The following is a 17,633-nucleotide window of genomic DNA, read 5'->3' as shown; positions in this document are numbered from 1 at the left end:
AGTTGGCTTTTAACTAAACGAGAAAAAACACACTGTAGGAATAAAACAGCGCATCGGTTAAAACGTTGATTAAGTCCTTCTGGACTTATAAGTGTAGTTGTATTCGCATAAAGTTTACTACATAATTGAGTAAGAGAATCGCTTGCTACATGTTGACTGATCCAAATACATAAAGCAGCCAAATCTCGTGCCCCATATTTACTTTTACGTTTTACAAAACCTGTTTCCTGTGCAAGTTGTTGAAGGGTATCGGAAGATAAATGTCGTTGTAGTTCTTCAGCAAACAAATGAAATTCATCTTGAATCGAAAGATTCATAAAAAAAACGCCATCCTTTCTGTATGGAGTGAACCCTGAGAATGAGACGATAAAAAACACCTCTCTAAATCGTAAGTATCAGTTATGATTTTAATGGAGGTGTTTTTCGTATGGGGAAAAAGGTGCATTATCCCGCCGAAATAAAGTGGAAAGTAGTTGAAATGAAACACCAAGGATTCAAAAATAAAGAAATTATGGATGCCTTAGGAATTAGACATGTGGCTCAAATTAAAACTTGGATGAAATGGTATCGTGAAGGCGAAACCTATCGGTTTGAACAATCTATTGGAAGACAATCTGCACATGGAAAAGGCTTAAAAAGGTTAACAGAACTTGAACAAAAAGAATTAGAAATACGTTATTTAAAGGCAAAGATTATATTGCTGGAAAAGTGCCAAGAAATCTTAAGGAGGTGGGAGGAAAAGAAGAAATAATGAAAATGATAAAGGAATGGCAATCAATTTTTACAATTGCAGAACTGTGTTCCATATTTAATATTTCACGTGCTACTTATTATCGTTGGAAAAAGCAGGAGAAAACAGTAACTAACCATGAAGAAAAAACCGTAATAGAAATATGTCAACATCATAAATATCGGTATGGATATCGTCGGGTTACAGCTTGTCTACGTGATCAATTTAACATCGTAATGAATCATAAAAAAGTATTACGTATCATGAGAAAATACAACGTATTATCTCGGGTTAGAAAAAAGAAAAAGATATTTGTACTCGGTCATGAACCAGTGGTAGCTAAAAATAGAATACAACGGAGATTTAAAGCTACCAAGCCTAATGAAAAATGGTTCACTGATATCACATATTTGATGTTCGGCAATAAGACTCTTTATTTTTCATCTATTATAGATGGGTTTAACAATGAAATTGTAAGTTATAAAATAGCTGAGACACAGGATGTTTCTCTTGTATTAGATACTCTAAAAGAGGCTTTAAAAAAGCGAAATGTGATTGATACGATTTTACATTCGGATCAAGGAAAGGTGTATACATCAAAACAATTTCAAACATATGCCAAAGAAAAAGGCATTATCACAAGCATGTCTCGTACAGGAAACTGCCATGATAATGCCCTCATAGAATCCTTTCATTCTCATTTGAAATCCGAAGGATTCTATGCGCAAAATATAAAACAATCGAATAATGCTAGTATAATACAAACTGTGGATGAATACATCCACTACTATAATAATGAACGGATTCAGAGAAAATTAGATAATATGTCACCTATAGCTTATAGGAAACATGTTATCTAGGTGTTTTTTCTTTGTCTCACCAAATGGGGCCAGACCATTCATGACCAAAATAATCTTCCCATATATCTAAAACACGTCTCACAGTTGCATACATAACTGTGGAAGAAAAAGCACGATCATTAGGTCTAATGTGATCAAAATGGCCTTCTTGATTTGCTTGAACAGGCGGAAACCTAGGTCCTTGGTATGGTGGCCCTTCTCCTACAAATCTATAATGTAATTTATTTCTGGCATCGATTACATACATTTTTGCATCTTCAGGTCCTGCTTGAATTGAACCAGGAGGCAAATTAATAAAAATTACCTCTGGTTGTTCAAACCCCTTTAATTTTTTATTCTGCGGATAAACTAAAAATTTTGTACCACTTTCTCTCACTTGGGCATCTAAAAATTGTGACAAGATTATTACGCTCCTTTAATGAAATATTAAATTCAATTTCTATTGTTTCGCAAAAAAATATATTTTATTCTTTGTACATAGTTATTTAAACATCATTTTTAAAAATAATGATATTATAATAATTTAATATATAATAGCAAAAATGCGGTACCACAATAATTAATGATATTTCAAGTTTTTCCCATAATGAATAATAGACTAGAAAACCAAATTAAATACATGTTTACAAATTTTAGAGAGGTGATCATTTATATGAGTACAGATTCAAATAAAACTATTTTTGAAAAAATTATGGAAGGTGGTTATATCCTTTATTTAAGGCATGGTGAAACAGGGGATACTCATGAACCCAATGCGGATTTAACGAAATGTGAAACTCAAAGGAACTTAAATGAAAATGGAAGAAGACAAGCAGAAGTAGTTAGAGAAATATTTAAAAAACAAAAATTACCCATTGATTTTCCTGTTTTGACAAGTCCCTACTGTCGTACTCGAGAAACTGGTGAAATTGCTTTTGGTGCACAAGATATACAGATAAATAATGATTTAGGTAAAGTCGGTTATTTAGAACGCGATGTGTCAACACCTGAAGAACAAACAATAAAAGATAATTTGATTAGACTTTTTGAAACAATACCTTTACAAGGTAAAAATAAGGTTTTTATTGCTCATAGTGCATTTGGAGGAATCCCATATATGGGTATGGTCGTTATTAAACCAGGTAGTGCAGGAAGAACATATGAAGTTGTTACTAAGGTAAGTTATGAAGAAATTAGACAATGGTCAAATGTTTAAATTCATGAAGAGCTTCATACTTGATTGCAGACTATTTTATTGGGCGTACGAAAGCAATTTTGAGTATGAGGAGCTACTATGAAAAAAATAGTTAGCAAAACCGCTAAGAAAAACTTGTAGCCAAAAATTTTTAGAGACAGCATCCATAGAGGATGCTTTTTTCTTTGCTATATAAAATTTATATAATAAATGAGAAATTAACTAAGCAGTCAATTGAATACTGTAACTCATCATTCCTCATACATTGATTCATAACTAAAATATTTAGAACAAACGTTTGTATAATTCTCCTACACCAAAATTCTTCATCACATAAATAAAAAAATAAGAATACCCCATTTACATATATTCAGGAATTATAGTTAGTTATAACGTAAAATTCATTTTCTTATAGTTAATTAATCTTGAATATTATTATACATTTTTCTGTAAGAACCCTATATTCTTCTCTAGTTACCTAATAATAATTTAAAATTATTTATAGGAAAACATACAATAAACAATGGATTAAAGAGAATATTAATGGTGGTTTATCCTTATGGGCATGTATAGTTTTGAGTATTTCAAAAAATCAGAATGTTTTTACAAAAAACAACAAGGATATGGTAATATAGGGATTAACGGGAGGGGAATTGGATGAACATCATAAATAATTATAAAGTAATTGAGACACTTGGATCTGGTGCTTTTGGTACAACATATCTAGTTGAAAAAGATAATAACACTTACGCTCTTAAATTAATTAGAGAGAATATAATGATATTAGACAATAATGACGTACGTAGAATCGAACGAGAAATAAAAATACTTAAGACAGTCCCTGGTAATGGAACAGTAAAATATATTGATGATGGTTTATATGAAGATGGCCCTGATAAGTATCGATATATCGTTATGGAATATGTCCAAGGAGAAAATTTAGAAAGTTTTATAAAAAGATCTGGTTCCTTAGCGGTGCATATAGCATCGAAAATTATTTTTAATGTTTTTACAGCAATAAATAATATTCATCTCGCTGGAGTTTTACATAGGGATTTGAAACCAGCTAATATCATTTTAACTGATGAAAAAGAATATAATGTTACAATACTTGATTTCGGTATTTCAAAATTAATCGATGCAAGCACATTAACAACTACAGGGCAAGGTATGGGGACTTATGCTTATATGCCACCTGAGCAATTAAAATCAGCAGCGGATATTGATTACCGAGCAGATTATTATTCTATAGGTTCTATCTTTTATGAGCTCCTAACTAATGAAAAACCGCTTCAGATGACAAATCAGCTTGAAGCAATGTATAAAATAATGACTGAACAACCAACACCTGTTATAAATAAAGTTCAAAATATCCCCATTGAACTATCTCAATTAATCGAAACATTACTCTTAAAAGAACCATTTCAAAGAAAGTATAATTTTGACGAGATAATGATTATATTAGAAAGTCTAATTAAAAGAAAAAAAGGAAAAGACTTCATCTATAACCATAAGCCTAATTCACTTGAATTTCTTGTACTACCACAAAATAACGATGCAAAAACAGTAATTCAGCTAGAAAATCTTGATGGTGCAGTTTTTAATGCCCCTTCACTAGTTCATTCAGATAAAAATTATTTAGGGTTACAAAAAAAAGATACTTCTAGATTGATTATCGATCCTTATGTACAAACCTTAGGCTATTCAGCTTTTACAACTAAAGAAACATATAAAAAGTTACCTTATATTATAAGTAAATTAAGGAAAGAAACTCCAAAAGACTTTATTCTAGCATCCGATATATCTCAAAGAGCTAAACAAGTAATGGATTTTCAATTGGATTATAATTCTAATATCTTATTATCACCCGTTCATTTATATAATTCTGTTAAAGATCCCTGGATTAAAACAGACTATAATTTATATAAGGCCTCCAAATCTTATTTAGATTCATTAAATATCCGAAGACCCTTGTATTACGGGATTTACCTTAATATTGAAAAGTTCGAGGATATTGGCGATATTGATCAATTCGTAAATTATATTTCAGCAGCTCAGCCCGATGGATACTACTTACAGATCGCTGGAGATTTCGGAACATTAAATAGCAATCATTATTACGCTTATGCTTATTTAGTAAAAATACTATCACACAGTAATAAAGAAATCATAATTTCAAGAATAAATGATTTTTCATTAGGATTGCTTGCCATCGGTGCTAATACTATTGCTATCAGTTTGGGGCAAGGGGATAGTTTTAAAGAAGAATTCCTGAATAAGCAAGAAAGCGGAGGAGCAAAGCGTAGATATTATATACCTGAACTTTTAGGACTTTATAATGAAAATATCTTGGCAGATATCCTATCTACTAAAGCAGGAAAAAAATTAATATGTAATTGTTTTTACTGTGAAAGTTCTACAAAAATTGATAAATTAACAAATTTTCATAACACTATTCAACATCACTATACAGTAAAAAAACAACAAATTGATGAATACTCTATACTTTCCAATGAAGAAAGGCTAAGAAAATTTAGTACCTCAGTCGATTTTGCTCAACAATATATTAAGGAAATTCTTAAAGAGAAAAAAATTAAAAATCTTAACTACAAGCATCTGGGCATATGGAAAGAAGTTATTACAGAAGTATCAAAAATGGATCTTGCTCAACCCTCCGGTATTTAAACTGCTAGAACTCTGAATGATATTTTCAGCAATTCTATATCTCATTACCGGGTCTAAAGGTTTTTTTATTTGAGGCTTATTTAATACTTGTACTTTAGACCCTACTGAGATTAAACCAACATTATATTTTTTAAATTCGTTTAAATCTACTCGATGAATATAATCTACATCTAAAGCAACATATATACTTTGAGCAAATCTTTGGTATCTAATAGCTTGAGTAAGACCAGATTGCCAATTACTTAGTTTTCCCTCAATCGCAACAATATCTGATGGGAAAATTTCAAATGATTTATTTCGAAAATATTTTCCCTCTTTAAAGGTTACTGCCCCAATCCTAACCAAATGCTTCAGTATTTTATATTTTAACTTTTCAGCAGGGATATAATGATGAGACAATATTTCATCAAAATTTACACCTTTTCTCTTTTTCCATAAATACATAAAAATTTTGATTTGTTCATTACTCTGAAGGTGGACACCATTTCTACTTTCTAAAAATCTTATGAATCCAGTTTTATTCTTAATAATAATAAGATCTGCAATTCCATAACCGCCCCCGATTTCTTCAAAAAATAGTTTCTTTTTATATTCAAGCTTTAACCTTTGAATTAAAGCTTCTTCTGTAGCAAACATAAAAGCCTCCCTATTATTTCACCATTAATTAACATTTAAATTATATATTAACCTTCCTTAAATTCCAAATTAGTAATCTCTTTATCTTGGTTCTACCTTTTGAATGGGAGTAATTTCTATTAAAAACAGTATGTCAAAAAGTTCGAGACGAAATTTTGAAACACTTCAAAATCATATAGACCTTTTGATAGTTGTAAAGCAAGAGAAATTTACTCTCAATTAATCGCTTTATACCTGATAAAATGTTGCTATCATAAGGTGTATCATTCGTATCTATATAGGTTTTTTATTTGAATAATAAGGGACATAAATAGGTCAGTAAAAGACAGTGCAATATCAAACGCATGTGTTTGATCTGACCTTCGTGGGATATAAAGCACCATAACAGAACTTTAAAGAAAAAAGATGATTCATTTTTATCTAAACTATATGGGATTTAAAGTCTATTCCGTGATGTCTCACAAGCTGGATAAAGTGATTTTTATCTGAACGATGCGGGATATAAACTACACCCAGCGTTTCAGTACTTACTTGCTTTGATTTGTTGTATTTAAATAGTTGGGATATAAAAATATTTATATAATAGACAGGAGGGTATTAGTTTACCCCTTTACTTTCTTCAATTTGTTACCTATCTACTCATAGATTCTTCATTAGTCATAATGGGAGAGGAGCATTCCGAAGAACGTATGAATGAAGCAATCAAAAATGGATAGCATTATTTCAATTAAATGAAGGGTGTTACCGTTTTCTAATGTTCGTTTTGTTAGATTCTGTATGAGGTGCTCTTGATGTTGGGGTATTATTCCATTCAAATAAAGTCGAATCTGGATAATGAACAAACACCAGTTGAATCACAAATTTTAGTCGACTGTAATCTCTCCATGTCGAAAAACCGGTTATTCGCAATGTTTTTATAGTGTTTTTTTTGAGACTATAACTTTTACATTAAAATAAATCTGTAAATTTTAATAAATATAAATATTAAAAAGGGGTGTTTTTAATGCTAAAAAAACATTGAAATCTATTATTATAGCAAGTATTGTTCTATTATCTATCTTTTCGAGTTGTTCAACTTCCAATACATCAGCAGAAACATTAGAAAAAAAGTGGATTGAAAAGCATCAAGAAAAATTTTATTATTCTGACCCAAATTCTATGATTATCATTCAGGTTATTATGCAGGACAATTGACAAGAGTTGACCGGTATTGTTCAAAGAGCCCAAGCGGTGGAAGCTCTATCTTTTATTCAGGATGGGTCCATTTAGTACGGTAACGAGATTATATATATACTATGTCTAATGAGCACAGAGAACTATATTTTTGTGCTTTTTGTCTAGGATTAAATACAAAGAGGGTATCTGACTGGAAGGCCTTTAAAAGAGAAACAAAGCTGAAATTATTACTTTATGTAATATTAGAAAGGAAATATAAGCGGGCAAAATAAAAGCTTTTAATTTACAGAAGCAAACAAAGAGCAAAGTCATGATTGATTGTCAGGGGAAGAAAAGGGGCGTGTAGAATGTAAGAAGGACTTTGTGCTTTTTTCTTTGTTGTATAATAAATGAGAAATTAACTAAGCGGAAATTTGTCCCTGTAACACCCTCATATCTCACAAATTGATTCATAACTGATTTCTTCATCCTAAATAACTAAATAATGTGTTATAATATCTATTGAACATATGAATAGGATAACAACTACCTGCTGTTAGCAAGTAGCAATTTATCTAATGAAAAGATCACTTGTTAGAAGACAAGTGATCTTTTCATATACATTCCCTACACTATTTTTGAAATCGAATAGATATTTCAATCTTTGTAATTACAATAGACTTGATTAAATTTAAAACTGCAACAAGCATATTAGCGTCAATATTTGTAGTAAGGAATATATTAAAATTACCCATATACTGGAGTCACTTGTAGAGCTTTAGATAGTTTTTTGTTTTTAAGGTTATTTGATTTTTTATAGGCATAACACAGAATGTAGATTTTATTGTTACTTTATCCTTATTGAAAGGAGCGGTTATTAAGTTACTTGGTTGCTATCTTGTGAAAATATTTATACGGGTCTAAAACAACTAACTCAAATTATTATTATTGTATACATCCCGAGTTTAAACTTTTTTCACAAATTCAGATTTTAATTTCATGGCTCCAAAACCATCAATTTTACAATCAATGTCATGGTCCCCATCTACTAGACGGATATTCTTTACTTTTGTCCCGATTTTCACAACTGATGAAGTTCCTTTCACTTTAAGATCTTTAGTTACTGTCACAGAATCACCATCGTTTAAAATATTTCCATTTGCATCTTTAATTATCTTTGTATCTTCACTATGTGCAGTTTCTGATTCTAAAGCCCACTCATGGGCACATTCTGGGCAAACAAAAAGACTTCCATCTTCGTAAGTGTACTCTGAATTACACTTTGGACAATTAGGTAAGTTAGACATATTTTTAATTCCTCCACTTGTTATTATTCATTGTAAACAGCCTTATCAAATCTTCTTCTTATAAATGTTTTAAGAACCAACTTTTATCGCATATCTTTCAATTTCGTAATAATCATATTTGGTGTTGCCCATTCATCACGATCAAAATCGGAAATAGACACCTCGATGTTTAAATGTTCTTCAAATGCTACTAATAAAGATACTGTAGCAAAAGAATCTAGAATTCCTTCTTCAAATAAGTGTACATCTAGGTTCTCTTGTACAATATCATTTTCACATACTTTTTCTAGCACATTTAAAACTTGATTTTTAAATTCAGACATTATTTCTACTCCTTTATTGCAGGATTTACAGTGATTCCCTTAATGGTTTTCTATTTTCTAATATATCATTTAAAATAATCTGTCCCATCATCATTACAAAGTTATCTCTGGTCTTTGTATAGTAATCATTAAGTTTTAACAGATAGTCTTTCCTCGGGACATAGGTGATTACAAATCCATGGTTTTCTTCTTTAGGAAAAGGAATATATATATTTTTAACATCCAGGTTTGTAGTGTTGAAATTATTTGAAAATAAATCATTTAGATTACTAAAAAATTCTTTTCCATTAGAGATAGGTTGAATTTTTTTAGCTACGTGAACACCATTATTATTTTTACTTGAAGCTATTCCCCATATAATTAAACCACCAGAAGCATGAGAAAAAAACGATATACTTTTTTCGTAATTCTCTTTATCATCTATTGAAAGGGCACTATTTGTACAATTTTTTTTGCATTGAAATGTAAGGAATATATTCTCTTCTTGTTGTTTAGTGATCATTTGTTGAATGTATGAAAATCCTTCTTGTTCAAGCTTTATAAAAATCTTCTTCGCATTCTCCAAATTAAACATTCTCCTTTTCTACTTTTTAACAAAATATTAAAAAGAGTAAATCAAAACAAGTAAACTTTGTATATGAAATATATTTTTTAAAATTCTAATGCATTTGATTTATTTTTTATTGTATTAATATCCTGGGAGAGCTGGGCACATTCATGAAAAGCAAAATGTTTACACCCTACACATTTTGCTTTATTCAAATATCTTAAAGCACAGTTAATTGCTTCTCCTGTATGATCAAAAAAGTTCTCTTTTCCAATCTCAGCGTGTAATCCATTTTTAGTTAGAGTTGTTTTCAACTCTGATTGAGTTCCTGAAATGAGAAGTACGCCACCTTGATTTTTAAAATGTTGGACAATATTCCTAAAGTAGGCTTCGCCTGTTGTGTCAATAAAAGGAACCTTGCCCATACGTAAGATTAGAATTTTGGGTTTATAATGAATTGTCGCTAAAATGTTTTGTTCAAATGTTTGTGCAGCTCCAAAAAATAATGGACCTTCTATTGTGTAAATACTAATTTGAGGGCAATCATGAGCTTTATTTACCACATGCGGTAATAATTTTTCATTTTTTGTTGTATGATCAGGAAGAACCTTTGATATGACAAGCATATTACTCATACGTTTTGTGAATAAAATAATAGCTAAAATAAGACCAATTTCAACAGCTGTTGTCAAACTAGTAAATACAGTAAGTAAAAATGTTGCCAATAATACAAGAGAATCCCCTGTTTTCATTTTAAGTATATGAGTAAAATGCTTTTGTTCACTCATGTTCCACGCTACTACCATTAAAATTGGAGCCATACTAGCAAGTGGGATGTGCGAAGCGTATGGAGCTAGCAGTAGAAGCGTAAATAACACAAATACTCCGTGAACCACACCGGACATAGGTGAAACAGCGCCACTTTTAATATTAGTTGCTGTTCGAGCAATCGCTCCAGTCGCCGGAATTCCTCCAAATAACGGGGTAACAATATTAGCAATTCCTTGCCCAATAAGTTCTTTATTACTGTTGTGTTTACTATTTGTCATACCATCCGCGACGACAGCAGATAAAAGAGACTCAATACCACCCAACATAGCAATAACAAATGCAGGGCCAATTAAATGTCGGATACGCTTTATTGTGATTTCTGGTACGTCAAACTGAGGTAATGTATTTGGAATCGTACCATATGCTGTACCGATAGTAGGCACATGACCTGAGAAAAATATAGTAGAAATTATAGTTGAAATCACAACACCTACTAATGAACCGGGTACTTTTGGCGAAATTTTTGGTGTTACGAGTATAACGAAAAAGCAAATCATAGCAGTTACTACACTATAAAAATTAGTGGTACCGATATGAGTAAAGATTTCTTTCAGGTTTGCTATAAATTCCTCGTGCTTTTTAATATCTGTTAAACCTAAAAAACTAGCAATTTGTCCAGTGAATATAATAACAGCAATACCTGACGTAAAACCAATTGTTACAGGACGTGGGATGAACTTAATTAACGAACCTAATTTGAAAATTCCCATAAGGCATAAGATAATTCCAGCTATTAAACCAGCAAGTAATAAATCTTCATACCCATAGGTAATGACAATTCCTAAAAGAATTGGAACAAAAGCACCTGTAGGCCCTCCAATTTGATACCTTGAACCACCAAATAGAGAAATGAGTATCCCAGCAATACATGTTGTATAAATTCCATACTCTGGTTTTACACCAGAAGCTATAGCAAAAGACATAGCAAGAGGAATCGCAACAACTCCAACAATCATTCCTGAAAGAAGATCTTTTTGAAAATGCCCTAATGAATACCCTTCAAACCTTCCCGTAAATAAACCTCTCATTACAAACCCTTCTTTTCTTTTTTTAATAAATCCGGATTAAAAATGTGTTTCTCACTCGCTTATACAGGAGATTTTTATTTTCGTAAAAGAGAACGACATCCTAATACTTACTATAAGTTTTGCTTAAATGGCGTTCTAATTTCCCTATATCTCCACCTTGTTGTACATGGAATTGTAATCTTTCCGCTAGAAGTTCTCCAGCCCGACTATCTAGCTTCTTCGTATCAATAAACGATGAGACTTTTACTTTATCTGGAGTAATATCTCTACGAAACATTTGTCCTGGAATATCAGTCCAAAAACGATTCCAATCTTCTAATAAACCTATTTGATCAAACAAAAAGTTCTGAATGCCGCATAACCATGCTGTACAAGCTGTATTCCTTTTTTGACATCCGATACCATCTTGTAAATGTTGACATGCAACGCAACAAGAATACCCACTTTTAATGCAAACATTACAAACATGATGCGCTCCTATAGAGTGAAATATCTCAATTCCATGTTGGATGATATCTTCTCTTTTAGCCTCAATGCTCAATTTATTCCTCCTTTATCATTTCACTTTCTGCTTCATCTAGCTCTTCTAACATAGAAATTGTATCAATTAAATGATTGTTAAAAATTTTCCGCGCAACCACCAATAAATTCATAATCATAGGATCACGAAGGGAGTATAATACTCGTTTTCCATCTTTAGTGCCAACAACAATATTTTTAGCCCGTAATACACTCAATTGTTGAGAAACTGCAGAACCTTCTTTTTTTAAAATGCTTTGAATTTCATTTACACTTTTTTCACCATCTGATAAAACTTCTAAAATACCTATTCGCAAAGGATGCGATAAAGCTTTAAAGAAGTCTGCTTTAAATTGTTGCATTTCGGTTCCCATTAAAACACCTCTAGTATTTATTTGCATTTAACATTTTAGAAGTATCATATACATCTTCAAATGTTTGAATATGTATATGATACTTCTAAAACTTAGAATTTTCAATACAAATTTAGAAACTAAAAATAGTTAAATAAATAGTTTTTGGTTAAAAATCACAAAAAATTCTTACTCACAACATTTGATTCAAAGGAAATTGATTACGGAGAGTAAAATGATACATTTCCATGAAAAGACTCAAGAATAAAAGGAAAGAGGATTTACGGCTCTATAAGAATGGAATATTTATTCATGTAAAGGTGCGCTCTAGAAAAATGTAACAAACTAGTTATAGTATGACGAATAAAGAAAAGAACCCGTTAGTAAAAAACGGGTTCTTCCCACGAGGTGTGCAAGAAATTCAATGTAACTATGATAAAATTATATGTATGTTTTTAGTGCACTTACAAGTCTGAACAAAATATTTATTTGAACGAAAAAAGGGTTTATTCAAGATAACGTATGATCGTTTTATAAATGTATCAAAAAAGAGCACATATATCAGTGTGCTCTTATAAAAAAGGTAGGCTATATGCTATTTCGTCACCATAAAATAACATATTTTTGTCTGGTTCAGGTGTGAAAAATATTTAAACAAGAACGTTATTTTTTAATATGTGTAGTTTTCAAATAAAATCTTTATTGAGAAAAACTCATTTGGCGCAACAAAGTGGTCAACTTTATTAGCTAACCACATGTTGCATAAAAGAAAATTAAACCCTACAAGTAATAGACGTGTACCTTACAGTTATAGTATTAGCAGGAATGGAAATGTTATACGGGGATTAGTGCAGTAAAAAGTTCACTTTATAGAAAAGAGAAGCGCTTGACCAGAGCGCTCCTCCTAATACAATGCTAATACAAAATACCTATCCTATTACAATGTATATGCGTTAGGTATTTAATAATTACTTTTATAATTAGAAATTCATCTTGTAGAAAAGGAGGATGGATATGGTGATAGATCAACCGGAACCATATAGATACAAAGATGGAACGATTGTTCATTTAGTGTAGATTAATCTGAATGATTGATATTACTAGGCTGAATATCCTGATGGGTATATCAAACCATTGTCAGAAGATGTTTTCTTTAGAGATTTCGAATCAATAAAAAAGCAGTTGGAAAAAGCTAACGGTTCCAATTATGGTATGTGATTCAGAAATGGGGTGTCTACAGTATTGACGGTAAAGTTCATTGGACCAAGATACCGTATACAGATTGCAGTAGAATAGAAGTAGAGGGAACTGAAATAACTGAAGGTATAGTTGGTTGGATGGGCATGTATTCTTCGTATGTCCTACAGCTATTGAGGAACCAAATGAATTTGAAATCACAGGGAATATTTATGATTTCGAACAAATTCAAACAAAATAATTCTTTTGTAAGCATGAGTGAATAAGTACAATTCAAATTTCAATTAATGGAATGCCTTCTGATTTAAAAAAAGCATTAAGGGATTAGAAAAATAGGAAAGCCAAAGCATGAATTTCTCATTAATGTAGGAATGGAAAGAACAAACTTATTACAAGATCAATGGCATATGTCATATGTAATCAGACAGTATAAGAATTTAGAGTAGAACGTATTGGAGCAAAGACATATGAGCACCATCATTATAAACAGCTTAAAGATGTAGTCCCTTTATAACCAATGTTAAATCGTACAGGTTAGAAAGAGACTTTAAGATATATAGGAATCCAACAAGATACGCTAAATGGTTATTAAAGGAAATTCAAATTTAATTCCTTTATATTTTAGCTGCTTTTTGATTTGCCTTAAACGGAAAGTGTCAAATTCGTTTTTATAAAATGCGAAAGAGATTGATTTATCTAAGGTTAAACCGAATAGATGAACTGAACACAATCTAGTTTATAGCTAATTCATTTTTAATGGGTATAAGACCATATCTAATCAAAACTATGTGAATAGAGGCTGAAAAACGATTTAAAAAAATGCAAACTATTCGCGGGAATTTTGCGAACTATTCACGAATACGTTTTGATTTTTGACAAAAGGAAAGCTGGTATATAGTTGTTTTTTTGTCTGTTTAACAAAAACATGTATTTTTACTTTTAACAAACGTAAAAATTGAATTTTATTTCAGTAAGTTTCTGTAATAATAATAAATGAGTTTAGGGATTCGAAGTGACGATATTATTTTTATAAAAAGGGAGGTATTTCCCTTCCTTTGAGCGTACAGTAAATCAAGATCTAATAATAATAAAGCTTGTAATAGATGTACGCTGAAAGGTGCGGAAACACCAAAAATGATAATTATATGAATGTTATGGCTCAAAGCACAGTAGTATCCTGAAATTTAGGAGAACTGTGCTTATATTTTTGTTATCATCTTTCAGAAGAATGTTTTTTGAAGGGAACGGGCATATATTGAAGTGCGGAACAATTGGAAACTATCTTGAAATATTCGTGAAAAAGTTAGCTTTTTTATGTTGCTTATTCAAAGAGGAGAGCCTGTATAAGGGTAAATAAAGCTTGCTAGATTTGATATTTGGCTATGTTTTTTAATAGAAAGGCGCACTTCTTGGGATTTTACTTTGTGTATTGATAAATACTTTTCAAGGTGTTTTAATGGCCTATAGTGTATATATTTCTGTATAAAATACAAGTAGAGAAGGTGTCAAAATGGAACCAAAGTATATAGATACAAAAAATCTGAGTAAAGAGCTGTCTAAGCGTGAAAAGGTGACTACCATTTGTGTAGAGGCTTACGAAAAGATCGAAATTGGTGGAGTAGTTGTGGATGGTCCCGCAATGATTCACATTTGTAAAGAGTAACCAACAATTGCAAAAAAAGAGGGGGTGTCTAGTCAAAGTAAGTTAAAACATGTGCAGTTGTATAGGAGAATTAAACGTATGATATGCCTACAGTTACTGTTTTGAAGACAGGGATTGGAGAAAATCCGCGACAGAACAAAAGACTAATTCATATCTATATAGCAAGTTGGTTGTGATTCTGTAGAGAAGGATGGCGTGGAAGTATGAAAGGAGAACCTCAATATGTTTTGATAATTAAATCGGAAACTTGGTTGAAATAAAAGTCGGATATATTAGTTTTTCGAAAGAGGGAATCAAAATAGAAGAAAAATGTTAAACACTCTTCTTCTTTACATGTGATTTATGCATCATAATCTAATTTTCCTTTAAATAATTCTTGGCTTCGAGCAATCATTTTGCTGTCTAAAGATTGACCGTCTTGTAGGTTGAATTCTTCTGTTATTTGCTGTACCCTATAATTAGGATTTTTAATGTCTGCCATAAATAAGTACCTCCTTATTATACAATAAGCAGAGGATGAACCGTAGATAAATATGTAATTAAAAAAGCATTCCTTAGGGAGTGCTTTTTTATTTTGGAGGTGAAGAAATGAGTCTCACATATCTATTGGGGTAAACGTTGCTTAATAAGCCTAATATGAGTCATGAGAGGATAGTAAGTGTTTACCTGGTCGGACGGTTAATAGAGTGTACCATCACTTTATTAACGCGCTGTGCTCTTTTATTTTTATGGTCACATTTGGTAACGAATGAATAAAATTCAGAGTGTATTCATAATTTTTTATGTTACAAAAATCGTTGATATATAAGCGTTTTAACTGATTATTAATACTTTAAATTGTATATTTTGTATATGTTTCTCATGTATGACGAAGGCCTGTTTCGATAAGGAAGAGTTGACATATATCTTGGTAAGCTCTTGTAGGTGTAAAATCTATGGGTACGCTATTTTAATAAAGAAAATAAAAATTTCACGCGCCGTATTGTTTAATAAAAACAACTTACTGAAATAATAGTATACATGTATTTCTTATGTCTATATTTTGCTATTGTCTCGGCTGTTTTGTATATTATTTTTAATTTGGATAGATTTCTTGCGAAGTATGTACCTAGAACTATATTTAAATTTATATGTGATAGGAATGTTATATAACAACAATGAACAGCAGCAAGTATTAAACGAAAAATAGATAGGGGCGCATTTCATGTATAACTTAAAAGAAAACACGTATGAACAATTAAAAGAAAAAAATGGGGGGGAGTTCAAAAAATAAATGGTCAAATCTCTAAAAAATTATTGAAACCCTTATCTATGTTGAAATAAGAGATTATTTGCATGTGTATCCCTCGTTTATGTACAATGACAGAAAAACATCTTATGAAGTGGGGAGAGAAAACCCATGTCCAATCAACGATTAGTGAATTTACGCATTGATTTTGCTTTCAAACAATTATTTGGCACAAGTGGAAATGAAGATATTCTAATTGCTTTTTTAAATGCTATGTTACAAGATTCTTTAGAATCTCCTATTGTATCCCTGTAATTAGAAGACCCACATTTACATCGAGAACATGAAGAGGATAAATTATCGATTTTAGATATTTCCACAACATTAGTTACAGGAACAAAGGTAAATGTGGAAATACAGCTAAATAATAATCATGATATGATTAAGAGAAGTTTATATTATTGGGGAAGGCTTTACATATCCCAACTTCAAAAAGGAATGCCATATAGTTCTCTCCATAAAACAATTATGATTAATTTGTTAAATTTTGTTATGTTTTCTGAATATGAGTCATTCTATACAACAGGAATTCTTTGGAATCAACAACAACAGAAGGTATTAAGTCATTATATAGAAATTCATATTGTAGAGATTCCAAAACTCATGCAACAGTGGCGGAATGAACAAGTAAATCCCTGGGAAGATCCGTTTGTTCGTTGGTTGTTATTACTTCCAGCAAATGAGGATGAACAATTAACCCAAACATTGGAGGATATTGCGATGAGCCAAGACCAAATTTTACAAAAAGCGATGAATAAATGGGAACGTATGAGTCAAGATTCTTCTTTCCGACAAGCATATGAAGCGAGGGAGAAAGCTTTGATGGATGAAGCCGCAAAGTTTGCCCATGCTCGTAATGAAGGAATTCAAGAAGGAAAAATACAAATGATTAAAGGTATGCATGAACTTGGAGTACTAATTGAAACGATTGCCAAAGCAAGTAGATTAAGTATAGAAGAAGTTGAACTTATTTTAAAAGGAAATTCATAATAAACGACTAAGAAAGTAAAAGAGCCACAATCCCCAATGGCTGGGATTGTGGCTCTTTTAAGATGCAAGAAGAAAAAAGATTATAGTCACAAGATATTATATATAGAAGAGGCTTGTCACTGTTATGTTCTCCGTAAGAGTATAGCATAAAATGATTTTGAGGAGGGAGATCCAACCGCAAGCTTGTTGCAGGATTTATATTGAATAAATTACAAAAAACCAATTCTACCATACAAGAATTGGTTTTTTGTAACAAACAAAGGCCTAAAGGAGATTCGACTCTTTTTCTTATTATAACTCAAATTAAAAGAAAATTCAAAAATATTTTAACTGTAAGTATCGATTAT

13 protein-coding genes and 3 pseudogenes are annotated in these 17,633 nt (G+C 31.2%); 6 read left to right on the top strand and 10 right to left on the bottom strand.

Features of this window, described 5'->3' with window-relative positions; genetic code table 11:
• Positions 1-317, bottom strand: a pseudogene (locus ACS2MN_RS30025) (IS4 family transposase); the annotation flags it as partial.
• 110 nt (positions 318-427) lie between these two features.
• Here ACS2MN_RS30025 and ACS2MN_RS30020 point away from each other — a divergent pair.
• A protein-coding gene (locus ACS2MN_RS30020; protein ID WP_087951311.1) for an IS3 family transposase occupies positions 428-1,590 on the top strand; the annotation gives its coding sequence in 2 pieces (ribosomal slippage) (positions 428-695 and positions 695-1,590; 1,164 coding nt in all).
• 16 nt (positions 1,591-1,606) lie between these two features.
• Here ACS2MN_RS30020 and ACS2MN_RS30015 read toward each other — a convergent pair.
• On the bottom strand, positions 1,607-1,990 hold the full coding sequence (locus ACS2MN_RS30015) for a hypothetical protein (protein ID WP_438894910.1): 384 nt from the start codon (positions 1,988-1,990) through the stop codon (positions 1,607-1,609).
• 252 nt (positions 1,991-2,242) lie between these two features.
• Here ACS2MN_RS30015 and ACS2MN_RS30010 point away from each other — a divergent pair, with 252 nt between their 5' ends.
• Together ACS2MN_RS30010 and ACS2MN_RS30005 are read left to right on the top strand one after the other, a co-directional pair.
• The gene (locus ACS2MN_RS30010; protein WP_438894909.1) at positions 2,243-2,785 is read left to right on the top strand and encodes a histidine phosphatase family protein; all 543 of its coding nucleotides are present in this window, start codon (positions 2,243-2,245) and stop codon (positions 2,783-2,785) included.
• A gap of 636 nt (positions 2,786-3,421) precedes the next feature.
• Positions 3,422-5,449, top strand: a complete 2,028-nt coding sequence (locus ACS2MN_RS30005; protein ID WP_438894908.1) for a serine/threonine protein kinase — start codon at positions 3,422-3,424, stop codon at positions 5,447-5,449.
• On the opposite strand, the gene ACS2MN_RS30000 is transcribed toward ACS2MN_RS30005, so the two are convergent.
• From ACS2MN_RS30000 to ACS2MN_RS29970, 7 genes are all read right to left on the bottom strand, one after another.
• Positions 5,414-6,085: a hypothetical protein gene (locus ACS2MN_RS30000; protein ID WP_438894907.1), complete on the bottom strand. Its 672-nt coding sequence runs from the start codon at positions 6,083-6,085 to the stop codon at positions 5,414-5,416. The genes ACS2MN_RS30005 and ACS2MN_RS30000 overlap by 36 nt on opposite strands.
• A gap of 2,120 nt (positions 6,086-8,205) precedes the next feature.
• Complete coding sequence (locus tag ACS2MN_RS29995; RefSeq protein ID WP_346995109.1) at positions 8,206-8,547, bottom strand: zinc ribbon domain-containing protein YjdM; 342 nt, start codon at positions 8,545-8,547, stop codon at positions 8,206-8,208.
• Between the two features lie 83 nt (positions 8,548-8,630).
• Positions 8,631-8,870, bottom strand: coding sequence for a D-alanine--poly(phosphoribitol) ligase subunit DltC (dltC, locus tag ACS2MN_RS29990; protein ID WP_137842732.1), 240 nt, complete (start codon positions 8,868-8,870; stop codon positions 8,631-8,633).
• 25 nt (positions 8,871-8,895) lie between these two features.
• On the bottom strand, positions 8,896-9,435 hold the full coding sequence (locus ACS2MN_RS29985; RefSeq protein ID WP_438894906.1) for a hypothetical protein: 540 nt from the start codon (positions 9,433-9,435) through the stop codon (positions 8,896-8,898).
• Positions 9,436-9,521: 86 nt separating this feature from the next.
• Positions 9,522-11,276 (bottom strand): SulP family inorganic anion transporter, encoded by a 1,755-nt coding sequence (locus ACS2MN_RS29980; protein WP_438894905.1) that lies wholly within the window; start codon positions 11,274-11,276, stop codon positions 9,522-9,524.
• 100 nt (positions 11,277-11,376) lie between these two features.
• Entirely contained in the window at positions 11,377-11,817 is a 441-nt protein-coding gene (locus ACS2MN_RS29975; protein WP_438894904.1) for a DNA mismatch repair protein, read from the bottom strand.
• A gap of 1 nt (position 11,818) precedes the next feature.
• Positions 11,819-12,169: an ArsR/SmtB family transcription factor gene (locus ACS2MN_RS29970; RefSeq protein WP_346995104.1), complete on the bottom strand. Its 351-nt coding sequence runs from the start codon at positions 12,167-12,169 to the stop codon at positions 11,819-11,821.
• Positions 12,170-13,637: 1,468 nt separating this feature from the next.
• On the opposite strand from ACS2MN_RS29970, the pseudogene ACS2MN_RS29965 reads away from it, so the two are divergent.
• A pseudogene (locus ACS2MN_RS29965) lies at positions 13,638-13,937 on the top strand (site-specific integrase); the annotation flags it as partial.
• 918 nt (positions 13,938-14,855) lie between these two features.
• A complete protein-coding gene (locus tag ACS2MN_RS29960; protein WP_346995103.1) occupies positions 14,856-15,008 on the top strand; it encodes a BC1881 family protein in 153 nt (50 codons plus the stop codon).
• 340 nt (positions 15,009-15,348) lie between these two features.
• On the opposite strand, the gene ACS2MN_RS29955 is transcribed toward ACS2MN_RS29960, so the two are convergent.
• Complete coding sequence (locus tag ACS2MN_RS29955) at positions 15,349-15,489, bottom strand: hypothetical protein (RefSeq protein WP_346995102.1); 141 nt, start codon at positions 15,487-15,489, stop codon at positions 15,349-15,351.
• A 918-nt stretch (positions 15,490-16,407) separates the two neighbouring features.
• Between ACS2MN_RS29955 and ACS2MN_RS29950 the strand changes: the two are divergent.
• Positions 16,408-17,286: pseudogene (locus ACS2MN_RS29950) on the top strand (Rpn family recombination-promoting nuclease/putative transposase).
• Positions 17,287-17,633: the final 347 nt, after the last annotated feature.

The organism is Bacillus cereus group sp. BceL062 (assembly GCF_051780025.1).
Lineage (GTDB): Bacteria > Bacillota > Bacilli > Bacillales > Bacillaceae_G > Bacillus_A > Bacillus_A toyonensis.
The sequence above is the reverse complement of the archived record's forward strand: the minus strand, read 5'-3'. Positions and strand labels throughout refer to the sequence as shown.